Origin of the sequence: Sphingobium sp. 3R8, assembly GCF_020166615.1 — a bacterium.
Classification (GTDB): domain Bacteria; phylum Pseudomonadota; class Alphaproteobacteria; order Sphingomonadales; family Sphingomonadaceae; genus Sphingobium; species Sphingobium bisphenolicum.
Genome location: NZ_JAIQXR010000029.1, coordinates 23,202 through 44,826, shown reverse-complemented (window position 1 = coordinate 44,826; position 21,625 = coordinate 23,202). Strand labels below are relative to the sequence as shown.

The window sequence follows — 21,625 nt, the reverse complement described above, 5'->3', positions numbered from 1 at the left end:
GCCATATCCGGCTTCATCAGGAGAAATCAGCCATGACGCTGAAGGAACTGCGCGACAAGCGCATCAAGCTGGTCGCGGAGCTTCGCGGCATCATCGACGCGGCCGAAACCGAAGACCGGGATCTGACCGCCGAAGAGCAGACGTCCTATGACGCCCAGAAGGCGGAACTGGACGCGCTCGACAAGCGCATCGAGCGTATGTCGGGCGTGGAAGCGGCGGAAACCGCCGGTGGCCAGGTGGTCCGCGCTGCTGCGCGCGGCGGCAATGTGTCGGTACCGGAAGGCCCTCACGGTCGCACCGAGTTCGAATCGATGGGCGAGTTTCTGAGCGCCGTTCGGTTCAACCCCAACGACCAGCGCCTCAACTTCGTGGAGAATGTCGCGGCCGGTGCAGACGGCCAGATGGATGCCTCGCTGCGCATGGACAATGATACCCAGGGCGGTTTCATGGTTCCTCCGCAGTTGCGCCAGACCATCCTGAGCGTTGAGCCGCAGGATGCGCTGGTGCGTCCGCGCGCCAACGTCATCCCCGCCGGATCACCGCCCGACGCGGCAATCACCATGCCCGCACTCGATCAGAGCGGCGCGAACCCGAAGAATATGTTCGGCGGGGTCGAGTTCAAGTGGATCGCGGAAGGCGAGGAAAAGCCGGAAACGGACGCGAAGCTCAAAAGCATCACCCTGTCGCCGCATGAAATCGCGGGCTTCGTCACCATCACCGACAAGCTGCTGCGCAACTGGCAGGCAAGCGGTGCCTTCATCGAAAACCTTTTCCGCGGCGCCTACTCAGCGGCGGAAGATTATGCCTTCATCCGTGGTACCGGCATCGGCCAGCCGCTGGGCGCGATCAACTCCGGGGCGATGAAGTTCATCAACCGCACGACGGCCAACCATGTCGTCTATGCTGACCTGCTCAACATGGTGTCGCGCTTCCTGATGCGCGGCGGCCAGTCGCCGGTATGGTCCATGCCGCAGTCGTCGCTGGTGGACATCGCCACCATGACCGATCCGGAAGGCCATTACATCTGGAAGCCGGGCGCGGTCGATGGTTTCGCCGGCACCCTGTTGGGCTATCCCGTCCGCTGGAACAACCGCGCGCCGGGCCTGGGCGTCAAGGGCGACATCACCCTTGTCGACTGGTCACAGTATCTGATCAAGGACGGCAGCGGCCCGTTCGTGGCGACGTCGGAGCATGTGAAGTTCACCTCCAACCAGACCGTGATCAAGTTCTTCTCGAACGTCGATGGTGCGCCCTGGCTCACCGCGCCGATCGTGGAAGAGAACGGCTGGGAAGTATCGCCCTTCGTCGGCCTCGACGTCCCCGCCTGATCGTGACCGGCCCGGCGTTCGGCCGGGCTGGCACCCTCCTGAACGAAAGGAACCACGCAGATGCGTGATCTTGCAAATCATTTGGAGGTCCGCCGCGCGATCAGCCCGGCCGCCGCCACCACCGACAACACCGCCTATGTCTCGCAGATCATCGACCTGGCAGGCTTCTCACAGCTCGTGTTCGCAATCCTGCTTGGTTCGTTGGCCGACGCCGATGCAACCTTCGCCGTGCTGGTCGAGCATGGCGATGCCTCCAATCTCAGCGACGCGGTCGCTGTGCCGGACGCCAGCCTGACCGGCAGCGAGGCATCTGCCGGGTTCGATTTCAGCGCCGACAATAAGGTTCGCAAGATCGGCTATGTCGGGTCGAAGCGCTACGTCCGACTGACGGTCACCCCGGCGAATAACACCGGTAACGTCTTCCTGTCGGCCATCGCGATCCTGTCTGGCGGGCGTTACGGCCCGACCTCCGCGCAGTCGGCATAACTCTCCACCTGGGCGGGTTAAGGCCCGCCCAATTTTGAGGAGGATGTCATGTCCTACAAGGTTAAAGCCGAATGCATCGACGTGCGCGACGGCAAGCGCTACTTCGCCGGCGAAGATTTCCCCGATCCGACCGACGATCAGATCAAGAGGCTGACCGGCGCTGGATGCATTGAAGAGGAAAAGGCTAAGGCCGCCGCTCCCCAAGCCAAGCCATCTGCTCCATCGAAGCCTGCCAAGGACGCCTGATGCGCGTCACTGTCATCACTCCTCCCGAACCGGTGGTGACGCCGCAAGAGGCGGCAGTCCATCTGCGCCTCGGCGACAGCTTTGATGAACGCTCCTATCTTGAGGACATCATCGCTGCCGCCACGCAGCATATCGACGGCCCGGCCGGTTGGCTGGGCCGCGCGATCGGCGTGCAGACGCTTGAAACCTATCTGCCTTCGTTCGGCGTCACCAGCATCGTCCTGCCCTATCCGCCCGCCATCGAAATCGTATCGATCGACTATGTCGACAACAGCGGCGCCGCAATCACGCTGGACCCTGCCGATTATGAACTGCGCACCCTCTTGCGCCCCGCCTGGCCGAAGTCGTGGCCCTCGGCTCAGTGGCAGGGTTGCGACGGCGAGACTGTCCGCATCCGCTACCGCGCCGGCTATGAAACGATCCCCGCGCCGATCAGGGCCGCCATCCTGCTGATGGTGGGCGACCTGTTCGAGTTCCGCGAGACGGTGCAGTCCGGCGGCTCGGTCGTGTCGATCCCGATGTCCACCACGGTCGAAAACCTGCTCTCCCCTTTCCGCGTCTGGGGCTGACCCCGCGCATCGAACCAACGGAGTTTCGCTATGTCCCTCGTCGGCCAGATCCTCGTAAACCTGAAGGCGACCCTCGCCGGCACCGTCGACATCGGCAGCGTGTCGCACGACATCGACAAGAAGTTCGTGCAGGCCATCGCTGACGGCGTTGGCGCTGGGCAGGCAAACCAGATGTGGGCGGACAATCGCACCATCGCCGCGTCCGCCTCGGAAAACCTCGATCTTGCCGGATCGCTGGCGAACGCCTTGGGGGCAACCCTGACCTTCACGTCGATCAAGGCAATCCTGATCATCGCGGCGGCGGCCAATGCGAACAACGTCGTGGTGGGCGGCGCGGCCTCGAACGCCTTCGCGCTGTTCGGCGATCCGACCGACACGATTGCCATCCGCCCCGGCGGCTGCCTGCTGATCACTGATTTCAACGCGAACGGTTATGCCGTGACGGCGGCGACCGGGGATATTCTGAAGGTCGCCAACAGCGGGTCGGGCACGACGGTTACCTACGATATCGTCATCATCGGCGAAGTCTGATGTCGGCCTCCCGTCGCAAATGGAAGCTGGCGTTCCAGAAGCGAACGGTGACCGCCAACGATTATAACGAAGAGGTCGAGGTCTGGAAGACGGTGTTCCATGAATATGGGGCGATCTACTATGGCAGCGGCAACGAACAGCGCATCGCGGCGCAGACGCAAGGCGATCAGGCCGCATCGTTCGAGGTTCCGCGCAACAGCTGCACCAGCGCCATAACCGTCGCCGACTTCCGCATCCTCTATGGCGGCGGGGTCTGGGATATTCGTTCCTTCACCGACGTCGATTTCAACAAGGATGTGCGCATCAACGCGGTGCGGGCGGTGGCCTGATGGATGTCGACGTCGCCATGCTGGCGCGGTTCACCGCCAGCTCGCCTCTTCAGGCTCTCATCGCAGGGCGGGCCTATTGGGGCGAGCGCCCGCAAAATGTGCAGGGTGATTGCCTGACCATGCAGCAGATCGACAATGGGCGCCTCTACACCCACGACGGCGCATCCGATCTCAATATCGCGCCGTTCCAGATCAATTGCTGGGGATCGAACTATCAGGCGGCCAGGGCCCTGTCCCGGCTCGTGATAGCCGCGATCGAGCCGCCTGCCACGGTCGGGAATGTCCGCTTCGATCAGTCATTCCTGACGAACGACATCCCGGCGCCTGTCGAAGACCTGCCCGGCGGCGGGAAGGTTCACCGCCGCATCCTTGAATTTTCGATCTACTGGAAGGAGTAAACCATGGCCAAGGGCAATTTTGGCGTCCAGTTCTGGCTCTGGAACGGGACGGCGCTGACGAAGCTTGCCGGGGTGACGTCGGTCAAGCCGGCGGAACCGGAGCGCGGCACCTATCGCACCACGACGCACGACACCACGGGCGGCGCGCATACCTATCAGGGCGAGGCGCTGGTGGAGCCTGGCGCGCTGACGGTCGTGATGGACTATGAGTCTGGATCGCCCACCGACCTGCTGCTGCTCGCAGCGCTGGCGGACCCCGATCCCCGCGCCTACCGGATCATCTATCCGGGCGGCGTGCGCAAGGTCGACGGCTTCACCATCCTGACCCGCTATGGCAGCCCGGAGATGGGGCTTGAGGGCAAGCAGGAATCGACGCTGACCTTCCAGGCGTCGGGCGCCGGGACGCAGGCGGCGAACCCGTAATGGCGGCGAACCCTTTCTTGGGCGAAACCGTCATGGTCGACGGCGAGGCGGAATATACCCTCGTCTTCGACGTGCCCGCCGCCATCTTCGCCGAAGGTGTCTGTCGCAAGACGACCGACGAGATGATCGGCGATATCGAGGCGGGGTGGAGCTTCACGTCCATGCGCGCCGTTCTCTATGGCGCGTTGCAGGCGAAGCACCAGACGCCGCTTCCACAGGTCGACGGCATTATCCAGCGGCAGGGTCCGGCAGCGATCAAGGCCGTGCTGATCCCGCTGCTCGCCAACTGCTTCGGACTGGAGCCGGCAGGCAAGGATGACGACGCGGACCCTCCGAAGGGAGAGGACGGCGATGGGACTGGCTCCGCCTCTTCTCCCTCTGGTGCGAAGCCGGGTTCGAGCCGCAAAGCTTCTGGTCACAAACCCCGCGGCTAGTGCGCGCGGCGCTCGACGGATATGGCGAGCGGATCAAGCGGGACTATGAATATCGGGTAGAGCAGGCCCACCACACTGCGCGCTGGGCATCCTTCACCAAGACGCTGGAACCGCTCGCCAAGGTGCTGGCGCCGATCCCACCGTCAGAAGAGCAGGCGGCCGATAGGGACTGGCACGCCATGAAGGTGTGGGCCATTGCAGCGGGGGCTACGGTGTCCGAGGGTTAGGGCTGACCTTCATCATTGCGCGGTGAGAACGATCCTCTTCGTCTCCCCACCCTCAACCCGAACCCTCTGGATCAGCAGCCCGCCCTCGACCCTCGTAAAATATCGGGTAGGGACGCCCCAGGTAACTTGCGATTGCACGTAATATTCGCCGTCGGCCAGATCGTTAAATTCAAAATCTCCTTGAGCGTCGCACGTCACGCTTTTGGCGATAGCTGAATATTCCGGCCGGGCGGGCGCAACACTTCTGTCGGTTCGTGATGGATGAAATCCGCCAAGTTCCGTTCCGTAAATAATACGGACCCGATCGGCGCCGTAGCGCGTGACGGGAATAAGATTAGCGGTGAAGCCCGCGCAAGTCCGAACATCCCCGCCGACGGTCCTGAGCAACGCATTGCCTGCGATTTTATTGGCGCCAGGGATTGAAGCCCAAGACGCTTCGGCAGGATCGAATGCGACTTGAGAATCGGGCTCCATTGCTGGCTTTTTTGCCACAGCGCCGGTCGCCATCAAGGCAACGGCCAAGGCGGCACAGAAATATTTCATGTTCCCTCCTATCAGTCCGAGGCACCTTCTATGCCAAATGTCACCCGTCGCCAACTGGAGGGCATGGCCGACCTAAAGGCGACACTGGAGGGGCTTGGCACCGAAGTTGCGACAAAGGTTGGCGTCAAAGCCAACCGTGATGCAGCCAAAGAGTTTCAGGATCATCTTGCGCAGACCGCCCCGCACGATGCCATCGAAAGCAAAGGCAATCGCCGTTACGGGACGCTCCGCGAGAACATCAAGCTGCGTCGCCAGAAAGCCCAGAAGCAAGGGCATATCATCCATATCGTCAGCATCGGCCGGGCGTTCTGGGGCTTTTTCCAAGAGTTTGGCACCGTGAACATGGCGGCGCGCCCGTGGATGCGTCCGGCCATAGAAGCGTGGAATGACGCTCTTGTCGACGTGCAACTCAAGCGGTTGCGCGAAGGCATCGAGGCCACGGTGAAGCGTCTGGCCCGTAACCGCAGGAAGGGATAAGCATGGCAAAAGCCGGTAGCCTCTACACCTCGCTGACGCTGGAAAGCAGCCAGTTTGTCGTCGGCCTGAAGAAGTCGGTCGATCAGGCTGCCAAGTCGGGCGCGGCAATTGAGCAGCATTTGAACCGCGCGCGCAGTGCTGCGACTGCCATGGTCGGCTTCTGGACCGGCTCTGAGATTGTCGCGGCGGCAAAGCGGGCACTGGACTACGCTTCGTCCTTGGGTGAGGTGTCGCAGCAGCTTGGCGTCACCGCTACGGAACTGCAAGAATATCGGTATGTTGCGACGCAGGTTGGCATCTCTCAGGAAGAGATGGACAAGAGCCTTGCCAAGCTGACCCGCACGATCGGCGACGCGAAATCTGGCGCAAAGGCTCAGGTTTCTTCCTTTCGTGAACTCGGCGTCGCTATCGAGGATTCGAATGGTCGAGTCTACACGGCCGGTGAGTTAATTCCCAAGATCGCGGACGCCCTCGAAAAGGTCAAAGACCCTGCTACTCGCGCTCGCATAGAAGTGGACCTGTTCGGAAAATCTGGCCAGCGGCTGGATACCATGCTCGCTGGAGGGAGCAACGCCGTCAACGAACTGAGGGATGCAGCCCATAAGCTCGGCGTAGTGCTGTCGGAAGAGCAAATCCAAAAAGCGGATGAGACTGCGGACAAGCTCGCCGAACTGAAGATGGTTCTGGAAAGTCGGGTGGCAGGTGTTGTTACCGACAATGCCAGTGCGATCATCGCCTTGGCGAATGCCGTTGGATATTTAACCGGCAAGCTCGGGGCTGCCGTCCAGGCTTATGTTAGGTTCAAGGCTGAACAGGGCATCCAGCTAGAGCAGGGCAAGCTGGAGGGCATCGCTGGATATTTCACCGATGACAAGGAAAAGGCGGTCGCACGGGGCCGGATCAAGCAGTATCGTGATCTGCTGATCGCCAATGGCGGTAGCGTGACCGATCCGACATATTTGAGGGAGAGGTCGCTTCGCGATGCCCGCAACCTTTTTGGATATACGCCACCCCCGAAAGCAGTCGGCGACGGTGCCCTTCCCACCTCAACCGCGAGCCCTTCCCGCAAAAAGACCGGCGGCGCGTCCGGCCCGTCTGCCGAGGAAATTCAGGAGCAGTATCGCAACCAGCTTCGATCGATCGTCGGCCAGACTCTGTCGGCCAACGCCTCTATGGCGACGACGGCCCAGGAGCGGGCGGAGATCGCGCACCGGCAGTTGAATGACGATCTGCGCGGCCAGCGCGAGGAAATCGACGCGAACAAGAATTTCAGCAAGGCGCAGAAGGATCGGCTGAAGGAAGAGCTGGGCTATCAGGAACAGGCCGAGCGCGCCCGCATCGATGCCGAGATGAATGACCAGCTTATCGATGAAGAGATCGACGCCCGGCGCGAGGCGGTGCAGCGGGAAATCCAGTCGCTCGGCATCAAGGAAGCCATCGCCACTACCGAGGCGGAGCGTCGACGCCTGCAACTCCAGATCCTCGACAAGGAACTGGAACTGGACCGCCTCAGCGCCGATGGCGTTTTGCGCAAGACGCTGACCAATGATGCCGAGAAGGCGCTGGCCCAGGCCAAGCTCGACAATCTCGCAACCGAGAAGGCCCAAGGCACGCTGGCGATCAACCAGCGCACCATGGGTCCGCTCGAAAGCTACATGAAATCGATCCCCAAGACGGCGGATGAGATCAACCAGGCCTATGAGAATATCGCCGTCAACGGCATCCAGCATATGAATGACGCGCTGGCCGAATCGTCGGCCCGCGTGCTGCGGCTCAAGGGCTTTGCCGGGCAGCTATTCAACCAGATGATTTCCGACCTGATCCGGTTCCAGTTGCAGCAGGCCACGGCTGGCAGCGGCGGCTTTTTGGGCGGGCTGATCAAACTCGGCGGCAGCGTTCTGGGGCTTGGCGGCTCATCGCTAGGCGGGGTAAGCGCAAGCTCCCTTTCCTATCTGGATGGCCAAGCCGCTGGGCTGGGCGTTCCACGCAACCTCGCCACTTTCAATCAAGGCGGTAGCTTCCGCATTAAAGGCCGCCCCGGCATCGACCAGAATGTCATGTCCATCAACGGCTCGCGCGTCGCGCGCGTCGGCGATGGTGAGATCGTGAACATTGAGCGGGCTGGGAATGACAATGGCGGTCATATTGCGATGATCGTCCCCTCTCCCCTTTTCAGCGTCGTGATGCAGCGGGAGGCTGCCGGCGTAGCAGGGCCGATGGCTTCGCAAGCGGCGGTGTCGGGTTCGACCGGCGCGCAGGTCGCTATCGCGCGGGCAGGATCGAAGCGTATCCCATGATCATCCTTCCAACCTCGCCCGGCACGATCGATGCCATCCCCCGCGTGCTGGACTTCGGCGCCGTGCTGGAGCCCGGTTCCGGCGCGCGCACCCAGCGCCTCAATCGCATGGGAAATCGATACGGCGTAGCGTTCCAGTTGCCTCCGCTCAAGAATAAGGACGAAGGTCGCGTTTGGGTAAACCGGCTTGTTCGAGGGCAGCAAGAAGGTGCGCGCATCCGCTATCCGCTGCTCGACTTCAATCCGGGAACGCCAGGGGCTTTCGTGGTCAATGGCTCTGGTCAGGCCGGGAAGCTGCTCAACGTCAGGGGTGGCACGCCGGGATACCAGTTCAAGGAGGGTCAGCCCTTCAACGTCATCGTCGGCGGAGAATATTTCCTGGACTTCATTGCGGCGGATGTGACCGCGAACGGGAGCGGCAACGCCACGATAACTCTGTCGCAGATGCTGCGCGTCGAGCCCACGGACGGCGCTGCCCTGGCTATCGCCGAGCCCATGATTGAGGGCTGGGTTATGGGCGAGGCGGTCTCATGGAGGATCGCGGTCGAGCGAACGATAGGCATCTCTTTCGAGATCCACGAAGCCGCATAATCGGGTGATCTGATAATGTTCACGAGCCGGGTCTTAACCTTGGTGGCGCTGATGGAGATCACGCTACCAAGCCGCACCGTGCGCCTGTGCGATGGCGGTTATGTCTATTGGGGCACGGATAAATATTCCTGCTTTGATGTGGATTTCGGGACGGTCAAATCCGCCGAGACATTTGAGGAAAAGACGGGAGACGAGGCGCCGGGCGGCAAGCTGACGTTCCTGCCGCCGAGTACCGCCGCCGCAACATCCCTCTCGAACCCGGCTTATCAAGGGTGCCGTATGCGCTTCTGGCTGGGTGAGGTCGACCCCATGACGGGCCACATTATCGGCACGCCGGAACTGACCGCAGACCTCGCCATAGACACGGTTTCCCTCAAGTCAGGGAAGGGTGTCCGAGAAGTCGATATCGAATTTGAGAGCAGCGCGAAGCGCCTGTTCCTCGTCATGCGCGGCCAGGCGCTGAACGACCGCTTCCATCAACAGTGTTTTCCGGGAGAGCTTGGTATGGCGAATGCTACCGGAATGCCGCGCTCGACCGCTTGGGGTGCGGCGAACCCGACATGAACGACATGCTGCGCCGGCAGGCTGCGCTGGAACAGACGGTCGCGAAATATCGCGGTCGGTCTCTGGACTTCAAGACCGCAGACTGCGTCCGCATGGCGCGGTTCCATCTGTTGAAGATGGGCCACAAGCCCCCGGCGCTACCACGCTACCAGTCCGCGGTGGGCGCCGTCCGCGCGATGAAAGCGGCGGGTGGACTGGTCGCTGTATTTGACAGCATCCTGCCGCGGATTGCGCCGGCCATGATGCTCGATGGCGACATCGCCGTGGTCGCTGGAGAAGGCGGCGACGCGGCCCTGATCCGTGCCGGATACAAATTCATGGGCTGGCATCAGGACCATGATCAAGCCGTCAACATGACGGTCGATCTGGCCAACGTCACGGCAGCTTGGCGGGCCTGACATGAAGACCCTTCGAACAATCGCCATCGTAGCAGGCGCGATAGCCTTGGTCGCGACTGGCGTGGGGTTGGCCGCGGGCGCGTTTGCCCCCGCGATGGCAGGCGCCACGACGGTCGCTGGCGTGTCCACAGCGACGATCGCCACCGTCGCATCTGTTGCGTCTGTCGTGTCGGCAGCCGCCTCTATCGGCGCTCAATTGCTCCAGAAGAAGCCGGGCGCTCTCGGCAATGTCAACTCGGTCACGATCGGTGCGAACAGCCCGGTGCCGTGCGGGCTGGGGCGCAGCTTCTCGCCTGGCACCCAGCTTCACGATGTGGGCTACGGCGGCAAGGTCGGTAAAACAAAGAACCCGTATCTCAGCAAGGTCTTCGTATATTCTGTTTCGACCGCGTTCGCGATCGAGCAAATATTGATGGACTGGAATGCCATCAACATGGCCGGCAATAGCGCGCTCGGCTACTATAATAGCTGGCTCTATATTGATCAGCAACTTGGACTGCGCCCGGAGCCCACCGCGCTGGCTGGCCCGTGGGGGTCAATGCCAGATTGGAGCCCAGCGCATAAGCTGAGCAATTATGCGGCGGCGATGTGGAGCTATCGCTTCGATCGCGACAATAAGCGGTGGGCCAACGGCGTTCCGGTTCATGGCGTCGTAGGCAAATGGTCCAAGGTCTATGACTGGCGGCAGGACGACACATTCCCCGGCGGCGCCGGGTCGCACCGCTGGGCTTCGGAAGATACGTTTGAATATGACCCAAACGTCGCCCTGAACGCGGTCACCTATGCACGGGGTCGATATAATACTGGCGTGTCGACCGGCATTCGCATGGCGGGCGGCGGCTATGGCTATGATGATATCGACTGGCCCGCCTGGACGGCGTTCGCCAATGTCTGCGACGCAAATGGCTGGGAGGTCAACGGCTTCGTCTATGACGGGCCTGGTCTCAGCATCTGGGACAATCTCAAACGCATCTGCGCTGCCGGCGCGGCCATTCCCGTTATCAGTGGCGGCCTGCTGTCGGTGCGTTTCCAGTCGCCGAAGGTGGCCCTCGACACAGTGACGCCCGATGACTTCGCCGATGGTGAGCGGGTTGCCCCAGGGATGCGGACGTGGCGTGATCGCATCAACACGATGGTCCCGAAATATCGGTCGGAGGCCAACAAGTGGGAATATGTCCAGTCTGCCGCCATATCCTTCGAGTCATATATCACTCTGGATGGTGAGCCGAAGGAAGAGGAATATCTGTGCGAGCTGGTGACTGACAAGGATCAGGCGGCGCAGCTTACGGCATATGAACTTTTCAACCGGCGCGAACTGACCGGATGGACCTATCCTCTCAAGCCACGTCTCTGGGAATACAAGCTGGGCGAGGCTCTGCATGTGATCGACCCGGACAATGGCGTGGACCATCTTTGCGTCATCGCGGCGATCGATCGGGATGTCGCCCGCGGCGTGGTGACGCTGACCTTCGAAACCGAGGCGACCGCCAAACACGCGCTGGCCCTGACAATGACCGGCACCGCGCCGCCGCCCCCGACGCTGGCGCCGCCAGGCGCTGGCGATGGTATCGCGTGGGACGGTGAGATCACTGCCGACCTGACGGGCCTGACCGTCGATCTGACAACCCGCACAGTGGACGAAACCTGATGGCTCAGCAGACGATCAATACCGGCACGATCGCCGATGACGGCACGGGCGACACCCTGCGGGCCGCCATGATGAAGGCAGACGCCAATTTCAGCGAACTCTATCCGCTGCTCGTCGCCGCTCTGACGTCGATCGCGGCACTGACCCCGGCCGCCAACAAGTTGCCCTACTTCACGGGAAGCGGCGCGGCCGGACTCGCTGATTTTACCGCTGCCGGTCGCGCGCTGCTGGACGATGCCGACGCCGCCGCCATGCGGTCGACGCTCGGGCTGGTGATCGGCACCGACGTTCAGGCTTATGACGCGGACCTCACCGCCATTGCCGCGCTCACGACCACCACATGGGGCCGCGCGCTGATGACCCTCGCCGATGCCCCGGCTCTGCGGGCGCTGCTCGGGTGTGGCTATGTCATCCACCAGTCTGGCGTTGAATCTAAGGTGACGGGCACGCTCACCGAAACGACGTTGGCGACCTTTACCATCCCTGCGAACAGCATCGGCCCCAACGGATCGGCGGATTTCCTCAATACCTGGGGATATTTAAACAGTGCGAACACGAAAAATCTGCGCATTCGGATCAACGGAACGCAAGTGCTGGCGATCACGCCCACCACGACCGCGGGCGGACAGGTGCTTTTCTCTATCGCCAACCGGGGCGCCGCCAATTCTCAGGTTGCCAACGCCACCGGATTTAACGGCATTGGCACGGGGACGGGTGCTGAGCAGACATTTGCGTTCGATACCACTGCTGACCTGACCGTCACCATAACCGGCCAGCTCACCAGCACTTCCGCAGGCGAGGAAATCCGCCTCGCCCGTCGCCGGTGCATCATCTACCCCGGCGCCTGACGCCCACCCGTCACCTCTCGCAACAGGATTGATCTTATGAACCCTGCGGGCCTTCGCCCGCCGGCGCACCTATGCGTCGGCGACTGCCTCCCTGTGTCGGGAGGTGCGGCATGACGATGTTTCGGGCGCTCGCCCCCGCTCTCACCGTATGGGCGGCCAATCCGCGCGTGCTGCGCGTCGTGCTTCTCGACGCCGAGGGCCAGCCGCAGGATTTGACCGGCAGGACGGCGACGCTTTCCATCCGACGCTCTGCGATGCTGGAGCCACGCCTGACTGTGCAGAGCATTCTGTCGGCCGATGGGCTGGCCTGGCTGTTCCTGCTGACGGCCGACCAGTGCGACCAGATCTATGCCGACAGGGCATATAGCCTCGACTATGACGTGATCGAAACCCAGGCTGGCGGATCGCTGCGCTGGACCGGGCATATCGATCCGCAGCCCGCGTCGCAGCTTCCGGGCGGCGGCGCTGAGCCGGTGGTGGTGGATTTGCCCACCGTTGATCTCGTGTCGGAGATCGACACGCTGGCGGTCAGCGAGCGTGGCGCGGCCGGGTTCGGTGTCGAGAAGCGGCTGAAGGATCTCGGCGATATCCCGGAGGCCGACCCGGCGTTGATGCGGGACAAGATCCGCGAGTGGGGCGGCGAAGGTGGTGCGCCGTTCGCGCAGGCGGCGGAGGTGTCTGCCGGGGAGGCCGATGCGGCGAAGGGGGCCGCGCTGGAATCTCAGAGCGCCGCCGATATCTCAGCCAATCGGGCGCAGCTTGCGGAAGCGGGCGCGATCGGCGGCGGCAACCTGTACGGCAGCATCACTGCCGGGCTTGCCGCGACCGCCGATGGCAAGACATTCAATGTCGCGCCGCCTGGCGCGTTCGCGGTGGCGGTCTTCCAGCGTGTCGGCGCGTCGGCCGTCCCGACGGGCAACGAAATCCCGACCAAGCGCGCGATCGACCGTGCAACTGGCCGGAGCCGCAACAGCAGTTCGACCGGCGTCGTGATCGGCGTCCGCAACGCGATCACCGGCAGGTCGACGGGCATCACGTTGGACGGAAACATCCGCTTCTTCTATGCCTATTCCTATCGCAACTATGGCCGGAACGGCACCGGCAAATATATCCCGCTCATCAATCTCGCGGGTACGAAAGCATCGCTGCTGTCATCTGATCGCCGCGGCCGGATGGTGGCAGCGGGCTACACGACATATGTCGGCAAAGACCGCAACAGATCGCGCCGCTACATTTCCGGCCTCGGCGACATGGACGGCCAGATGGCCGTTGCGTTCGATCGTGTACGCAAGCGGCTAAGACTGGCTGATATCGAAATTCCGGTGCCGGTGCGGGACCGCAACTCGGCGCGCGTCCACGACATCATCCCGATCGTGCGGGGTAAAGATAAGCGCATTCTGTTCGGCCCGCAGCCTGACGGGATGCATGTGATTTTCTCGCAGGCAACGATCGACCGCTACAATATCGGTGGCGGTGGCGGCGGATCGTCCGAATATCGTCCGACCAGCGAGTTCCTAGGGTCGCATGGTGAGGTGTTCTTTGTCCAGGGCGGCGCTGATTACCTCTATGCGCGGATGCGGACGAGCGACGGCTTTGTCGGTGATTTCAAACAGATTCCGGCATCGACTGCCGCCATCCCTCTTCTGGGCGAGCCGCTGCGCTACATCCTGGTCTGGGGTCAAAGCCAAGCTGGCTCTGGTTCCGGACCCGCTGGCACCCCACCGATCACCGGCATTATAGGCGACCCCTATATTTTCACCACCGACGCCAATGACTATGCCAGTGGCACGCCGGCGCGCACTGAATCAGCGGACCCCTATCTTGTGTCTGCGTTTGAACCTCGGATCGCCAATCAGGCCCAGGCACCGGCTGCGATGGCGGCGCTTGCGCTTGCCAAACTGGACATTCGCGCCCACCGCCGACAGCCCGGAACCGTTATATCGACGGCTTGGCAGGGCGGCCAACCCATCGGGGAATTTTTCCCAGACGCCCCCAACTGGCCGCTTTTTGCAAATGCCCGCGTGCAGGCTGCCAATGTGAAGAACGCGGCTCCGAAATATGGGCGCAGCGTCGATTACACCATCCTGTTCATTCAGGGCGAAAATGCGTCGGCCACGCCATCTTACCTCTCGCGCCTCAACGACCTGATCGACACCGTTCTGCCGCAGCTCGGTACGGCAGCGGGCGTCGCAGGCAGTCCGCATTTCCTGATGATGCAGACGCATACGAACGGCGGGCAATCGGAGCAGGGATCGGGGCTGGCGCACGTCGCCGTGGCCCGCGCCCGCCTCGGCGCTGGCGTGACGCTTGCCGGGCCGATGTACCAGCAGCCGGTATGGGATGCGACGCATAGCGATAACATTGGCCGCATCATGGGCGGCGACACGGCGGCGCTGGCCTACGAGTGGGCGAGGATCAAGGGGCAAACCTTCAAGCCGCTTTGGCCTGTGACTGGCGGTGTCACGCGCGTCGGGGCCGTCATCACGATCCCGATGGAATTGCCCCTCGGCACGACCGCACTCAGCATCGATACCGATTGGGTCGCGGCCATCGACAAATATGGCTTCAAATTTACCGATGACAGCGGATCGACGCCGGCGATCAGCTCCGTCGCGATCAGCGGCACGAGCATCATCGTCACCCTCGCCAGCACGCCCACCGGGGCGAACAAGCGCATTCGCTACGCGCTGGACGACATGACGCCCGTCACCGGCTGGGCCAGCACGCGCGGCCAGATCTACGCCGATAGCGGCGTCCCTGCCCTTGCCGCTGCCTATGGCGGCCCCGCCACCATCCGCCACTACTCCGTCCGCTTTGAGGAGATTGTCCCATGACCTTCGTGATCGATACCCCGTTCGACCTTCCCGACGCCCCCAAGGATGAGAGCTATGAGGAGGTCGTTCGCGGCCTCCCCGGCATCAAGCACTGGTTCCAGGTCGATGCCGATCTGGTGCAGTTGACCGTCGGCAACGTCGCGATCTGGCGGGACAAGCTGGCCACCAATGCCGTGTTCACGCAGGGAACCGTGGGACAGCAGGCGCCTTTCGTGCCCGGCGCGTTCGGGGATTGGCCGGGCATCGATCTCGACGGCATCGATGACGAGTATCTCCTGTCGCCCACGGACATCGACACGAACGCGCCCTTCACCTGGATCGTCATTTTCAAGGGCGCTGCCGGCCCCTCGTCGCAGCAGCTCCTGTCCAACTATGTGGCCCCGAACGACGGGACGCTTCTGTCCATCAACACGGGCGGCTTCGTGCGCGCCCAACATGGCAATGGCGGTGTGACGGACACCGAAGTCATGGTCAGCCAGACGACGATCGCCCTGTTCAGCGTGTCGAGCAGCCTGATCAAGCTCCGGGTGAACGGCAAGCCGACCCTGACCGCCGCGACCGACAACAACGGATCGACGTCAACCCTGCGCCTGGGACGCCTGAACAGCGGCGGGTCGCAGCCGGCAGGCAGCGTTTATGCCGAGGTCATCCTGTGTCAGGCCGACCTCTTTACCGATCTCGACCTCATCAAGAATCTCGAGGCATTCGCATCGCTTGGCTACGGCGTCGCGCTGCCCTGAGGCCAGCCACCACGACGCAATGGCAATCAAGCAGTGCAGGCGGGAGCGCACCTCATGAACCATGACGACCTGATGGTGCGGTATGTCTACATTCCGCTTGCCGCACTGGCCGGGGCCGTTTCGTCGCTTGGCGCCCGCCGCTGGCGAACGATGACCAAGGCCAAGATGGCGATGACCGTCCTGATGGGCGCGACCTTCGCCATCTTCGTCACGCCCTGGGCGGCGCATGAATTTATCGGCGTCAGGGAGGACGATGCACGCGGCACGGTCGCCCTGACCTATCTGTTCGCCATCGGGGCGCACGTCCTGCTCCCTTGGCTCATCCAGAAGCTGGAGCGGCTTATCGGCGCAGGAGACACGCAATGATCGCCTGGGACATCCTCAACTCGCTGGCGAGGGTGGCGATCACGCTGATCCTCGTCTGGAAGCTGGTCCGCTTTCAGGGCCTGTTCAACGCCTGGGAGCGGACGGGCATGGGCATTGCGGCCGGATGCTCGCTGCTGACCGTGACCGTCATCTGGCAGGGACAGCGCAGCCCGTTCGACGGCTGGGCGACGACACTCTTCTCGATCGGCGTGCTGCTCTACTTCATCGGCCGCATGACCCGCCACTGGCGGCACGAGCGCGCCAACCAGTTGCAACTGAAACAAGGGAGGCTGCGGTGACCGAAAAGATCACCCGTCGCACGGCGCTGGAACTGATCGGCCATGAAGCGATCGTCTTGGAGTGGTACAAGGACAGCAAGGGCATCGGCACATGGGGCATTGGTGTCACGTCCGCGTCCGGCCATAACGTCGAACGCTACAAGGATAAGCCGCAGACGGTCGCCCGCTGCATCGAGATTTTCCTATGGCTCCTCGAAACCAAATATGCGCCTGATGTCCGCGCGGCTTTCAGGACGGAACTGACCGAGGCGCAGTTCGCGGCGGCCCTGTCGTTCCACTATAACACCGGCGCTATCAAGACGGCGTCGTGGGTGCGGCTATTCAACGAGGGCAAGGTGACCGCCGCGCGCTCCAACTTCATGTCGTGGCGGTATCCGGCCGAAATCCTGTCCCGCCGGGAGAAGGAATGTCGCCTTTTCTTCGACGGCAAATGGTCGAACGACGGCAAGGTCATCATCTATCCGGTGCTGAAGCCGTCCTATCAGCCTGCCTTCCGCAAGGCGTCGCGGGTCGATATCACTCATGATCTAGGCGATTTGCCATGACGCTCTGGGAATATCTCGATCGCGTCGGCGAGCGCCGCGCGCGGCTCGCGCTGGGCCGCCCCATCAATTTGCGGATGCTGGCCAATGTGATCGGGGTGGCGCTGATCAGCGGCTTCCTGGGCGCGTTGTTCGCCCTGTTCATCATTCCGATCCCCAAGGGCAATGAGCAGATCGTGACCTATATGATCGGCCAGCTTTCCGGCTTTGCCGGTGGCATCGTCGCCTATCACTATACGCAGAAGGCGGGTGATGCCGAGCTGGACGCGAAGCGGACTGCGACGACGAGCAAGCTTGCGGATGCCGTGATTGCGGTGTCCGGGGCAAACTCGCCCGGCGCTGCTGGCGTCGCGGCCGATCAGGTCGCGGATGCAGCCGTCACCGCGGCCGATGCCATCAAGGGCAAAAGCTGATGGGAATCGGCAAGATCGCGCGCGGGCTGGGCAAGGTCGGGATGCTGGTCGAGGGAGTCGGCTATCTCGTCGCCACCGGGCGCGCGCTGGTGAAGGCAATCAAGGGTGACCCCGACAAACCGAATGGGTCACGCTCTGATTCGCCGGGATCGGGCGACCAATAAATTACCAATTTACGCCGTTCAAGATGGTGACCCTGACATGACATCCAACAGCGTGGGGGCGGCAGGGGGCCATGCCAGAGTCGACAGGATGAGTAACTGACAATCGCGCCGGCAGCAAATGCGGTGCCGACCTTGCGGCGGCCCGCAAAGAAAGTGACCCCGACGCCGTGGGGGGTGCGCCGGGGTCGATCGAAGTTGTCCCAAGCCTCGGGGGGAAGCGGAGACATCCGACAGGAAGCACGCCAAGATATTAAGAATGGATTAAAAAGCCCCGCCTTCTAAACAAGAAGGCGGGGAGCAGGGTTGCTGCCGTCAGGAACGGTGACGGTGCCACCTGCTTTACGCCGATTGCGATCTTTAGTTCCAACACGACGCAGGCTCGACCGATATCCGCCATTTTCGGTTACCGCGGCGCGGGCAGCAATGGCATTGTCCTGCCAGTGGACTACTCCAGCCGCACATAACGCCACGGCCCATATAAAGATTGTAGCCCGGACCGTCATTGTCGCCTCCAGATGGTGGCCTACGCATAAGGGATACAGAGGTGCGGCGCCATCATGACGTCCGTCCCGATTTGGGATTTGGTATTCCAGTTACCTCGGGCTGAATTTGCCGCGGTGGCCGACGATGCCCCCTCGCACGGTCGCGTCCCCTAGCTCAATTTCTTCGGCGAACCGCATTCCTGCGAGGCCGTTTTCGGTCCAAGCGACCGTCGCGACAATCTCCTCAAGCCGACCGATATCGAGCATTAATGTTTGGCCAACCCGCAGATGTTCTGCGCCATCAACGCAAACTCCCCCGGAAGAGATGTTTCGCACTCGGTGGCGAGAGGGTTCACCGTGCTCAAAGCCGGATGCACTTGCGAGTAAGAATACGCTGACACGCGGCCTGACCCTACGATTTACATGCGACGACATCACTCGATCTAAATACATTAAGTTTACTAAAAGATGTAGATGGCCGTAACCAGCAGCAGGGTTGCAGGTCAGCGCCGATCTTTGCGGCTTACGACGGCCATCCTGCCGCGCGCTGCCGCGGCGCGTCGAGTTGCATTAAACTCCGTCTCCTCATCCATTGGCGACAAGTCCTGATCAGCCCAGAGCGATCAATTCTCAAACTCACGAGCAAACATCACAATCACGATTCGATCTGGCTTTGGGCGGCGGTTTATCTGATCGTCGCAACATCGCCTCATCACCGTGACGAACCGCGCGACTGGCCGCCTGCGACCCACAAATGGTCACAAAGCTTGAGAAGGAAAGCAAAATTGGGAGCAGTCGTCCTGCGTCGGCATGTCGTCGGCGAGGAGATTATCGATGATTGGAACAGAGCAGCAGCGCCTGAGCCTATACGAAGATGGCCTAAACGACGGGCAGATCGCGACGAGAATTGGTGTCGGTCGTTCCGCAATCGCCAACTGGCGTCGCTGCCGGGGCTTAGAAGCGAACGTCAAACGCATAGCAGGGACAAGCTTGTCACCCGTTCGGCGTTTGCTCCTCGACATGGGATGGGGGGCGAGAAGCATCGCCCGCCAAGAGGGGGTCAATCTAAAGACGGTACGAGATTGGCGTAAGCGTCACGGATATACGGCTACCGGCGTGGGCAATAGCATCAGCAAGCAACGTGGGGCAGAGCAGCTCCGCAACCTCCAGCGCCGAGTAGTCCGAGCGGTGGGAACGAAGCTGCCGTTCGACATTGCCGCCGATGCCGCGGCGGCCTTAATGCTCGCAGTAATTGAGGGCGAGGTGCCCCTTGATCAGATCGAGAGCCAGGGACGGGTATACGGCAATCGCGCCTTGGGCGAATATGCCAATGCGTTTAAGCAGCAGTCGCTGGACGAGGAAATCCCTGGCACCGACGGATTGCGCGGCGTGGACCTTTTGGTGGACGACTCCTCCTCAGCCTGGCTGGAGGAAATGGGCGCCACCTGCCATTGAGATATCGACCGGCGGACGCACTAGCTTGTGTGTTCCGCCGGCTTTCAATCGATGGCGCGATCAATAAGGAATTGGATCAACAGTAAAGGCATTTGCCATCTGACCGGGCAGCATCTGAGCTGAACGGCCACTTACAAGTATCGATCCCAGCAAAGCCGCCGCAGTGTTGCCTTTGCCCTCCTGACGGTGAACGCCTCGCAGTGCATAGGCGCGACCGCGAATGGTAACACTTTCGAACTTCACTTCGAACTTGCCCGACTTGCCCCCGATCGCCTTGCCGGTCTTCCACGTAATGGAACCAACGACCTGCGATCCGCGTGGAATGGCAGTCACGCCGTTTTCGACAACGTCGTTCACTGTCGAAAAAGAAACTTTATCTCCTACCTCAACCTTCTTGGAAGTGATTTCTTCATTTGGTGTGACCGTGATCATGGTCGAAGCTGGCAGCTCTTTTGCCTGAACCTGGGCAACTGCCTCGGATTGCGCATAGCTTGCTGATGCGACGACCAAAGCAGCCGCGCAGATCAATACTCGAATCATGTACCCCCCCAATCGAAAACTCGTAAGGCGCGACCCTTGCGCGCATTATGCAGCGGGCCAGCTAGTTCGTCCACATGGAAACCTCAACACGATGAACGAGCCGATAGGCGCCGTCATCCGGGCGACCTTCGACGGCAGCACGCCTGTCCTGCCGGAGAAGCCGACACCCGCGCCGCCACCGCACAGCCACGATGACGGATTTGACGACGACTGGCCGCCTCGCCCGCCCAAGGATGATTTCAGCGATATATAATCGTCACTGCTTACTGAGCGGCCTGCCTGTTCGATAGTCCATAAGCTGATCGACCTTGGCGGCGATCTGTTGCCACGCTTGCACGCCGTCCATGTCTCCGGCTGCTGCCAATTCGCCTAAGCGGCTGGCGACATGCCGCGGAGCCTTAGCGCCATGCTGCTCGATAGTCTTTTGGGCGTAGGCCCAGATTTCCCAATCTGACAACTTATCGACCTATGCGCTTCTGGACGATGTCGCTGGCCGCAGACAGCTTGACCTCTTCCTCATAGGCCCGACGACCTTCGTCTTCGGAGGCGTAGGCAGGACTTTCAGGAGTACGGAGCGATTTTAGCACGAACGCGCTATTGAGCACCTCACCGTCTTGGACAAGGTCGGTTCGCCACAGTTCAACCCCTTCGCTCATGGCCAGCAATGTCTTTTGGGTCGCCATAATATATCCCCTCCTATTCGCTCAGCCAAGCGTTTTCGGCCTCATCCAGCCCTTCGAAATACTCAGGCCCAACGCCCGCCTCCTGCAGCCGCACACGCAATTCTTCTGGCGTGCCACTGCTCCGCAGTCCGGGGGTGGATCTAACTAAGGCAGCAAGCACGCCGACCCAATCGTCTCGGCTGACCTGCCGCTGAAGCCATAGCATGAAGCTGTCGTTCGGCTCATCTGTCTGCATCCGCGAATCCCTGATGGTTCAGATTTGAGCTATTCTACCATTATCGACGCGGGCCTTCGATGATTTCTATCGCCCCTTTCATTCGTGCGGGGAGCATCAATTCAGTTCCTTGGGGTCGCTCGGCTTGCCCAGCAGCAACTGCTGGACGCGATCAGCGATGGCCAGCCAGGTCATCACACCTTCGTGGTCACCGGCTTCGGTTAAGGCCTGGACGCGATCCACCAGAAACTCGCCGACATCATCACCCTCGGCGTCCATGACCTTCGCGGCCACAGCCCATAGCTCCCAGTCGGTCAATGCCGGCATTTCCTACTCGCTCAGCCATTCGATCTCGGCATCGTCCAGCGCCTCGAAGTGATCGCCCTCGGCACCAGCCTCCTGCAACCGCTTGCGCAGTTCCTCCGGCGTCGATACTGCCCGGAACCGCGAATCGGCCTTCGCCTGGACAGCCAGCGTGCCGATCCAGTCCTCCCGTTTGATCTGTTTCAGCAGCCACGCCCCGAAGGCGTCACCCTGTTCGTTCGCCTTCATCGTGC

At 61.8% G+C, this 21,625-nt stretch carries 34 protein-coding genes; 26 read left to right on the top strand and 8 right to left on the bottom strand.

Going from position 1 to position 21,625, the window contains the following annotated elements; translation table 11 throughout:
- The first annotated feature begins 32 nt into the window (after positions 1-32).
- Genes K9B33_RS20950 through K9B33_RS20905 form a run of 10 tightly spaced genes read left to right on the top strand, consistent with a single transcriptional unit; the run spans position 33 to position 4,971 of the window.
- Positions 33-1,328 (top strand): phage major capsid protein, encoded by a 1,296-nt coding sequence (locus K9B33_RS20950; protein ID WP_224551053.1) that lies wholly within the window; start codon positions 33-35, stop codon positions 1,326-1,328.
- Between the two features lie 60 nt (positions 1,329-1,388).
- The gene (locus K9B33_RS20945; protein WP_224551052.1) at positions 1,389-1,814 is read left to right on the top strand and encodes a hypothetical protein; all 426 of its coding nucleotides are present in this window, start codon (positions 1,389-1,391) and stop codon (positions 1,812-1,814) included.
- Positions 1,815-1,862: 48 nt separating this feature from the next.
- Positions 1,863-2,060, top strand: a complete 198-nt coding sequence (locus tag K9B33_RS20940; RefSeq protein ID WP_224551051.1) for a hypothetical protein — start codon at positions 1,863-1,865, stop codon at positions 2,058-2,060.
- A complete protein-coding gene (locus K9B33_RS20935; protein WP_224551050.1) occupies positions 2,060-2,629 on the top strand; it encodes a hypothetical protein in 570 nt (189 codons plus the stop codon). The genes K9B33_RS20940 and K9B33_RS20935 overlap by 1 nt, the downstream gene beginning before the upstream one ends.
- Before the next feature lie 30 nt (positions 2,630-2,659).
- Complete coding sequence (locus tag K9B33_RS20930; protein ID WP_224551049.1) at positions 2,660-3,160, top strand: hypothetical protein; 501 nt, start codon at positions 2,660-2,662, stop codon at positions 3,158-3,160.
- The gene (locus tag K9B33_RS20925) at positions 3,160-3,489 is read left to right on the top strand and encodes a head-tail adaptor protein (protein ID WP_224551048.1); all 330 of its coding nucleotides are present in this window, start codon (positions 3,160-3,162) and stop codon (positions 3,487-3,489) included. Before K9B33_RS20930 ends, K9B33_RS20925 begins: the two co-directional genes overlap by 1 nt.
- Entirely contained in the window at positions 3,489-3,887 is a 399-nt protein-coding gene (locus K9B33_RS20920; protein ID WP_224551047.1) for a DUF3168 domain-containing protein, read from the top strand. The genes K9B33_RS20925 and K9B33_RS20920 overlap by 1 nt, the downstream gene beginning before the upstream one ends.
- 3 nt (positions 3,888-3,890) lie before the next feature.
- Positions 3,891-4,310, top strand: coding sequence for a phage tail tube protein (locus K9B33_RS20915; RefSeq protein ID WP_224551046.1), 420 nt, complete (start codon positions 3,891-3,893; stop codon positions 4,308-4,310).
- 17 nt (positions 4,311-4,327) lie between these two features.
- On the top strand, positions 4,328-4,744 hold the full coding sequence (locus K9B33_RS20910) for a hypothetical protein (RefSeq protein WP_224551045.1): 417 nt from the start codon (positions 4,328-4,330) through the stop codon (positions 4,742-4,744).
- Positions 4,744-4,971 (top strand): hypothetical protein, encoded by a 228-nt coding sequence (locus K9B33_RS20905; RefSeq protein ID WP_224551044.1) that lies wholly within the window; start codon positions 4,744-4,746, stop codon positions 4,969-4,971. Before K9B33_RS20910 ends, K9B33_RS20905 begins: the two co-directional genes overlap by 1 nt.
- 12 nt (positions 4,972-4,983) lie before the next feature.
- Here the strand turns inward: K9B33_RS20905 and K9B33_RS20900 are convergent, their stop codons facing one another.
- A complete protein-coding gene (locus K9B33_RS20900) occupies positions 4,984-5,514 on the bottom strand; it encodes a hypothetical protein (RefSeq protein WP_224551043.1) in 531 nt (176 codons plus the stop codon).
- 63 nt (positions 5,515-5,577) lie between these two features.
- Between K9B33_RS20900 and K9B33_RS20895 the strand changes: the two genes are divergently transcribed.
- The 14 genes from K9B33_RS20895 to K9B33_RS20830 all read left to right on the top strand — a co-directional run bounded on the left by K9B33_RS20895 (position 5,578) and on the right by K9B33_RS20830 (position 17,694).
- On the top strand, positions 5,578-5,991 hold the full coding sequence (locus tag K9B33_RS20895; protein WP_263499673.1) for an HK97-gp10 family putative phage morphogenesis protein: 414 nt from the start codon (positions 5,578-5,580) through the stop codon (positions 5,989-5,991).
- A 2-nt stretch (positions 5,992-5,993) separates the two neighbouring features.
- Positions 5,994-8,288: a hypothetical protein gene (locus K9B33_RS20890; protein ID WP_224551041.1), complete on the top strand. Its 2,295-nt coding sequence runs from the start codon at positions 5,994-5,996 to the stop codon at positions 8,286-8,288.
- Positions 8,285-8,878 carry a hypothetical protein gene (locus tag K9B33_RS20885; RefSeq protein ID WP_224551040.1) on the top strand — a complete coding sequence of 198 codons (594 nt, stop codon included), beginning with the start codon at positions 8,285-8,287 and terminating at the stop codon, positions 8,876-8,878. Before K9B33_RS20890 ends, K9B33_RS20885 begins: the two co-directional genes overlap by 4 nt.
- Before the next feature lie 15 nt (positions 8,879-8,893).
- Positions 8,894-9,442, top strand: coding sequence for a hypothetical protein (locus K9B33_RS20880; RefSeq protein ID WP_224551039.1), 549 nt, complete (start codon positions 8,894-8,896; stop codon positions 9,440-9,442).
- The gene (locus K9B33_RS20875) at positions 9,439-9,840 is read left to right on the top strand and encodes a DUF6950 family protein (protein WP_224551038.1); all 402 of its coding nucleotides are present in this window, start codon (positions 9,439-9,441) and stop codon (positions 9,838-9,840) included. Before K9B33_RS20880 ends, K9B33_RS20875 begins: the two co-directional genes overlap by 4 nt.
- A gap of 1 nt (position 9,841) precedes the next feature.
- The gene (locus K9B33_RS20870) at positions 9,842-11,488 is read left to right on the top strand and encodes a phage tail protein (RefSeq protein WP_224551037.1); all 1,647 of its coding nucleotides are present in this window, start codon (positions 9,842-9,844) and stop codon (positions 11,486-11,488) included.
- Positions 11,488-12,336: a hypothetical protein gene (locus tag K9B33_RS20865; RefSeq protein WP_224551036.1), complete on the top strand. Its 849-nt coding sequence runs from the start codon at positions 11,488-11,490 to the stop codon at positions 12,334-12,336. Before K9B33_RS20870 ends, K9B33_RS20865 begins: the two co-directional genes overlap by 1 nt.
- 110 nt (positions 12,337-12,446) lie before the next feature.
- Entirely contained in the window at positions 12,447-15,170 is a 2,724-nt protein-coding gene (locus tag K9B33_RS20860) for a hypothetical protein (RefSeq protein ID WP_224551035.1), read from the top strand.
- The gene (locus tag K9B33_RS20855; protein ID WP_224551034.1) at positions 15,167-15,910 is read left to right on the top strand and encodes a hypothetical protein; all 744 of its coding nucleotides are present in this window, start codon (positions 15,167-15,169) and stop codon (positions 15,908-15,910) included. The genes K9B33_RS20860 and K9B33_RS20855 overlap by 4 nt, the downstream gene beginning before the upstream one ends.
- Before the next feature lie 54 nt (positions 15,911-15,964).
- The gene (locus K9B33_RS20850) at positions 15,965-16,276 is read left to right on the top strand and encodes a hypothetical protein (RefSeq protein WP_224551033.1); all 312 of its coding nucleotides are present in this window, start codon (positions 15,965-15,967) and stop codon (positions 16,274-16,276) included.
- A complete protein-coding gene (locus K9B33_RS20845) occupies positions 16,273-16,575 on the top strand; it encodes a hypothetical protein (RefSeq protein ID WP_224551032.1) in 303 nt (100 codons plus the stop codon). The genes K9B33_RS20850 and K9B33_RS20845 overlap by 4 nt, the downstream gene beginning before the upstream one ends.
- Positions 16,572-17,120: a lysozyme gene (locus K9B33_RS20840; protein WP_224551031.1), complete on the top strand. Its 549-nt coding sequence runs from the start codon at positions 16,572-16,574 to the stop codon at positions 17,118-17,120. Before K9B33_RS20845 ends, K9B33_RS20840 begins: the two co-directional genes overlap by 4 nt.
- The gene (locus tag K9B33_RS20835; RefSeq protein ID WP_224551030.1) at positions 17,117-17,530 is read left to right on the top strand and encodes a hypothetical protein; all 414 of its coding nucleotides are present in this window, start codon (positions 17,117-17,119) and stop codon (positions 17,528-17,530) included. The genes K9B33_RS20840 and K9B33_RS20835 overlap by 4 nt, the downstream gene beginning before the upstream one ends.
- Positions 17,530-17,694 carry a hypothetical protein gene (locus K9B33_RS20830; protein WP_224551029.1) on the top strand — a complete coding sequence of 55 codons (165 nt, stop codon included), beginning with the start codon at positions 17,530-17,532 and terminating at the stop codon, positions 17,692-17,694. Before K9B33_RS20835 ends, K9B33_RS20830 begins: the two co-directional genes overlap by 1 nt.
- 593 nt (positions 17,695-18,287) lie before the next feature.
- Here K9B33_RS20830 and K9B33_RS23300 read toward each other — a convergent pair.
- Positions 18,288-18,611: a PilZ domain-containing protein gene (locus K9B33_RS23300; protein WP_224551028.1), complete on the bottom strand. Its 324-nt coding sequence runs from the start codon at positions 18,609-18,611 to the stop codon at positions 18,288-18,290.
- A 399-nt stretch (positions 18,612-19,010) separates the two neighbouring features.
- On the opposite strand from K9B33_RS23300, the gene K9B33_RS20820 reads away from it, so the two are divergent.
- The gene (locus K9B33_RS20820) at positions 19,011-19,631 is read left to right on the top strand and encodes a hypothetical protein (RefSeq protein WP_224551027.1); all 621 of its coding nucleotides are present in this window, start codon (positions 19,011-19,013) and stop codon (positions 19,629-19,631) included.
- 60 nt (positions 19,632-19,691) lie between these two features.
- Here the strand turns inward: K9B33_RS20820 and K9B33_RS20815 are convergent, their stop codons facing one another.
- The gene (locus K9B33_RS20815; protein WP_224551026.1) at positions 19,692-20,171 is read right to left on the bottom strand and encodes a hypothetical protein; all 480 of its coding nucleotides are present in this window, start codon (positions 20,169-20,171) and stop codon (positions 19,692-19,694) included.
- Positions 20,172-20,262: 91 nt separating this feature from the next.
- Here K9B33_RS20815 and K9B33_RS20810 point away from each other — a divergent pair, with 91 nt between their 5' ends.
- Positions 20,263-20,424 carry a hypothetical protein gene (locus K9B33_RS20810; protein WP_224551025.1) on the top strand — a complete coding sequence of 54 codons (162 nt, stop codon included), beginning with the start codon at positions 20,263-20,265 and terminating at the stop codon, positions 20,422-20,424.
- Positions 20,425-20,427: 3 nt separating this feature from the next.
- Here the strand turns inward: K9B33_RS20810 and K9B33_RS23295 are convergent, their stop codons facing one another.
- The 5 genes from K9B33_RS23295 to K9B33_RS20790 all read right to left on the bottom strand — a co-directional run bounded on the left by K9B33_RS23295 (position 20,428) and on the right by K9B33_RS20790 (position 21,620).
- The gene (locus K9B33_RS23295; protein ID WP_411974046.1) at positions 20,428-20,628 is read right to left on the bottom strand and encodes a DUF6961 family protein; all 201 of its coding nucleotides are present in this window, start codon (positions 20,626-20,628) and stop codon (positions 20,428-20,430) included.
- 1 nt (position 20,629) lies between these two features.
- A complete protein-coding gene (locus K9B33_RS20805) occupies positions 20,630-20,854 on the bottom strand; it encodes a hypothetical protein (RefSeq protein ID WP_224551024.1) in 225 nt (74 codons plus the stop codon).
- Positions 20,855-20,867: 13 nt separating this feature from the next.
- Positions 20,868-21,089: a hypothetical protein gene (locus tag K9B33_RS20800; protein ID WP_224551023.1), complete on the bottom strand. Its 222-nt coding sequence runs from the start codon at positions 21,087-21,089 to the stop codon at positions 20,868-20,870.
- Positions 21,090-21,185: 96 nt separating this feature from the next.
- The gene (locus K9B33_RS20795) at positions 21,186-21,386 is read right to left on the bottom strand and encodes a DUF6961 family protein (RefSeq protein ID WP_224551022.1); all 201 of its coding nucleotides are present in this window, start codon (positions 21,384-21,386) and stop codon (positions 21,186-21,188) included.
- Positions 21,387-21,398: 12 nt separating this feature from the next.
- On the bottom strand, positions 21,399-21,620 hold the full coding sequence (locus tag K9B33_RS20790) for a hypothetical protein (protein ID WP_224551021.1): 222 nt from the start codon (positions 21,618-21,620) through the stop codon (positions 21,399-21,401).
- Positions 21,621-21,625 lie beyond the last annotated feature (5 nt).

Bases quoted from the DNA above. Each gene is read 5' to 3' on its own strand.
- K9B33_RS20930 (WP_224551049.1), top strand. From the start codon at position 2,660: ATGTCCCTCGTCGGCCAGATCCTCGTAAACCTGAAGGCGACCCTCGCC.
- K9B33_RS20805 (WP_224551024.1), bottom strand. From the start codon at position 20,854: ATGGCGACCCAAAAGACATTGCTGGCCATGAGCGAAGGGGTTGAACTG.
- K9B33_RS20950 (WP_224551053.1), top strand. From the start codon at position 33: ATGACGCTGAAGGAACTGCGCGACAAGCGCATCAAGCTGGTCGCGGAG.
- K9B33_RS23300 (WP_224551028.1), bottom strand. From the start codon at position 18,611: ATGTCGTCGCATGTAAATCGTAGGGTCAGGCCGCGTGTCAGCGTATTC.
- K9B33_RS20830 (WP_224551029.1), top strand. From the start codon at position 17,530: ATGGGAATCGGCAAGATCGCGCGCGGGCTGGGCAAGGTCGGGATGCTG.
- K9B33_RS20870 (WP_224551037.1), top strand. From the start codon at position 9,842: ATGAAGACCCTTCGAACAATCGCCATCGTAGCAGGCGCGATAGCCTTG.
- K9B33_RS20935 (WP_224551050.1), top strand. From the start codon at position 2,060: ATGCGCGTCACTGTCATCACTCCTCCCGAACCGGTGGTGACGCCGCAA.
- K9B33_RS20835 (WP_224551030.1), top strand. From the start codon at position 17,117: ATGACGCTCTGGGAATATCTCGATCGCGTCGGCGAGCGCCGCGCGCGG.
- K9B33_RS20800 (WP_224551023.1), bottom strand. From the start codon at position 21,089: ATGCAGACAGATGAGCCGAACGACAGCTTCATGCTATGGCTTCAGCGG.
- K9B33_RS20900 (WP_224551043.1), bottom strand. From the start codon at position 5,514: ATGAAATATTTCTGTGCCGCCTTGGCCGTTGCCTTGATGGCGACCGGC.
- K9B33_RS20945 (WP_224551052.1), top strand. From the start codon at position 1,389: ATGCGTGATCTTGCAAATCATTTGGAGGTCCGCCGCGCGATCAGCCCG.
- K9B33_RS20855 (WP_224551034.1), top strand. From the start codon at position 15,167: ATGACCTTCGTGATCGATACCCCGTTCGACCTTCCCGACGCCCCCAAG.
- K9B33_RS20810 (WP_224551025.1), top strand. From the start codon at position 20,263: ATGAACGAGCCGATAGGCGCCGTCATCCGGGCGACCTTCGACGGCAGC.
- K9B33_RS20885 (WP_224551040.1), top strand. From the start codon at position 8,285: ATGATCATCCTTCCAACCTCGCCCGGCACGATCGATGCCATCCCCCGC.
- K9B33_RS20815 (WP_224551026.1), bottom strand. From the start codon at position 20,171: ATGATTCGAGTATTGATCTGCGCGGCTGCTTTGGTCGTCGCATCAGCA.
- K9B33_RS20890 (WP_224551041.1), top strand. From the start codon at position 5,994: ATGGCAAAAGCCGGTAGCCTCTACACCTCGCTGACGCTGGAAAGCAGC.
- K9B33_RS20895 (WP_263499673.1), top strand. From the start codon at position 5,578: ATGGCCGACCTAAAGGCGACACTGGAGGGGCTTGGCACCGAAGTTGCG.
- K9B33_RS20925 (WP_224551048.1), top strand. From the start codon at position 3,160: ATGTCGGCCTCCCGTCGCAAATGGAAGCTGGCGTTCCAGAAGCGAACG.
- K9B33_RS20820 (WP_224551027.1), top strand. From the start codon at position 19,011: ATGATTGGAACAGAGCAGCAGCGCCTGAGCCTATACGAAGATGGCCTA.
- K9B33_RS20880 (WP_224551039.1), top strand. From the start codon at position 8,894: ATGTTCACGAGCCGGGTCTTAACCTTGGTGGCGCTGATGGAGATCACG.
- K9B33_RS20920 (WP_224551047.1), top strand. From the start codon at position 3,489: ATGGATGTCGACGTCGCCATGCTGGCGCGGTTCACCGCCAGCTCGCCT.
- K9B33_RS20860 (WP_224551035.1), top strand. From the start codon at position 12,447: ATGACGATGTTTCGGGCGCTCGCCCCCGCTCTCACCGTATGGGCGGCC.
- K9B33_RS20845 (WP_224551032.1), top strand. From the start codon at position 16,273: ATGATCGCCTGGGACATCCTCAACTCGCTGGCGAGGGTGGCGATCACG.
- K9B33_RS20850 (WP_224551033.1), top strand. From the start codon at position 15,965: ATGAACCATGACGACCTGATGGTGCGGTATGTCTACATTCCGCTTGCC.
- K9B33_RS20915 (WP_224551046.1), top strand. From the start codon at position 3,891: ATGGCCAAGGGCAATTTTGGCGTCCAGTTCTGGCTCTGGAACGGGACG.
- K9B33_RS20875 (WP_224551038.1), top strand. From the start codon at position 9,439: ATGAACGACATGCTGCGCCGGCAGGCTGCGCTGGAACAGACGGTCGCG.
- K9B33_RS20940 (WP_224551051.1), top strand. From the start codon at position 1,863: ATGTCCTACAAGGTTAAAGCCGAATGCATCGACGTGCGCGACGGCAAG.
- K9B33_RS20790 (WP_224551021.1), bottom strand. From the start codon at position 21,620: ATGAAGGCGAACGAACAGGGTGACGCCTTCGGGGCGTGGCTGCTGAAA.
- K9B33_RS20865 (WP_224551036.1), top strand. From the start codon at position 11,488: ATGGCTCAGCAGACGATCAATACCGGCACGATCGCCGATGACGGCACG.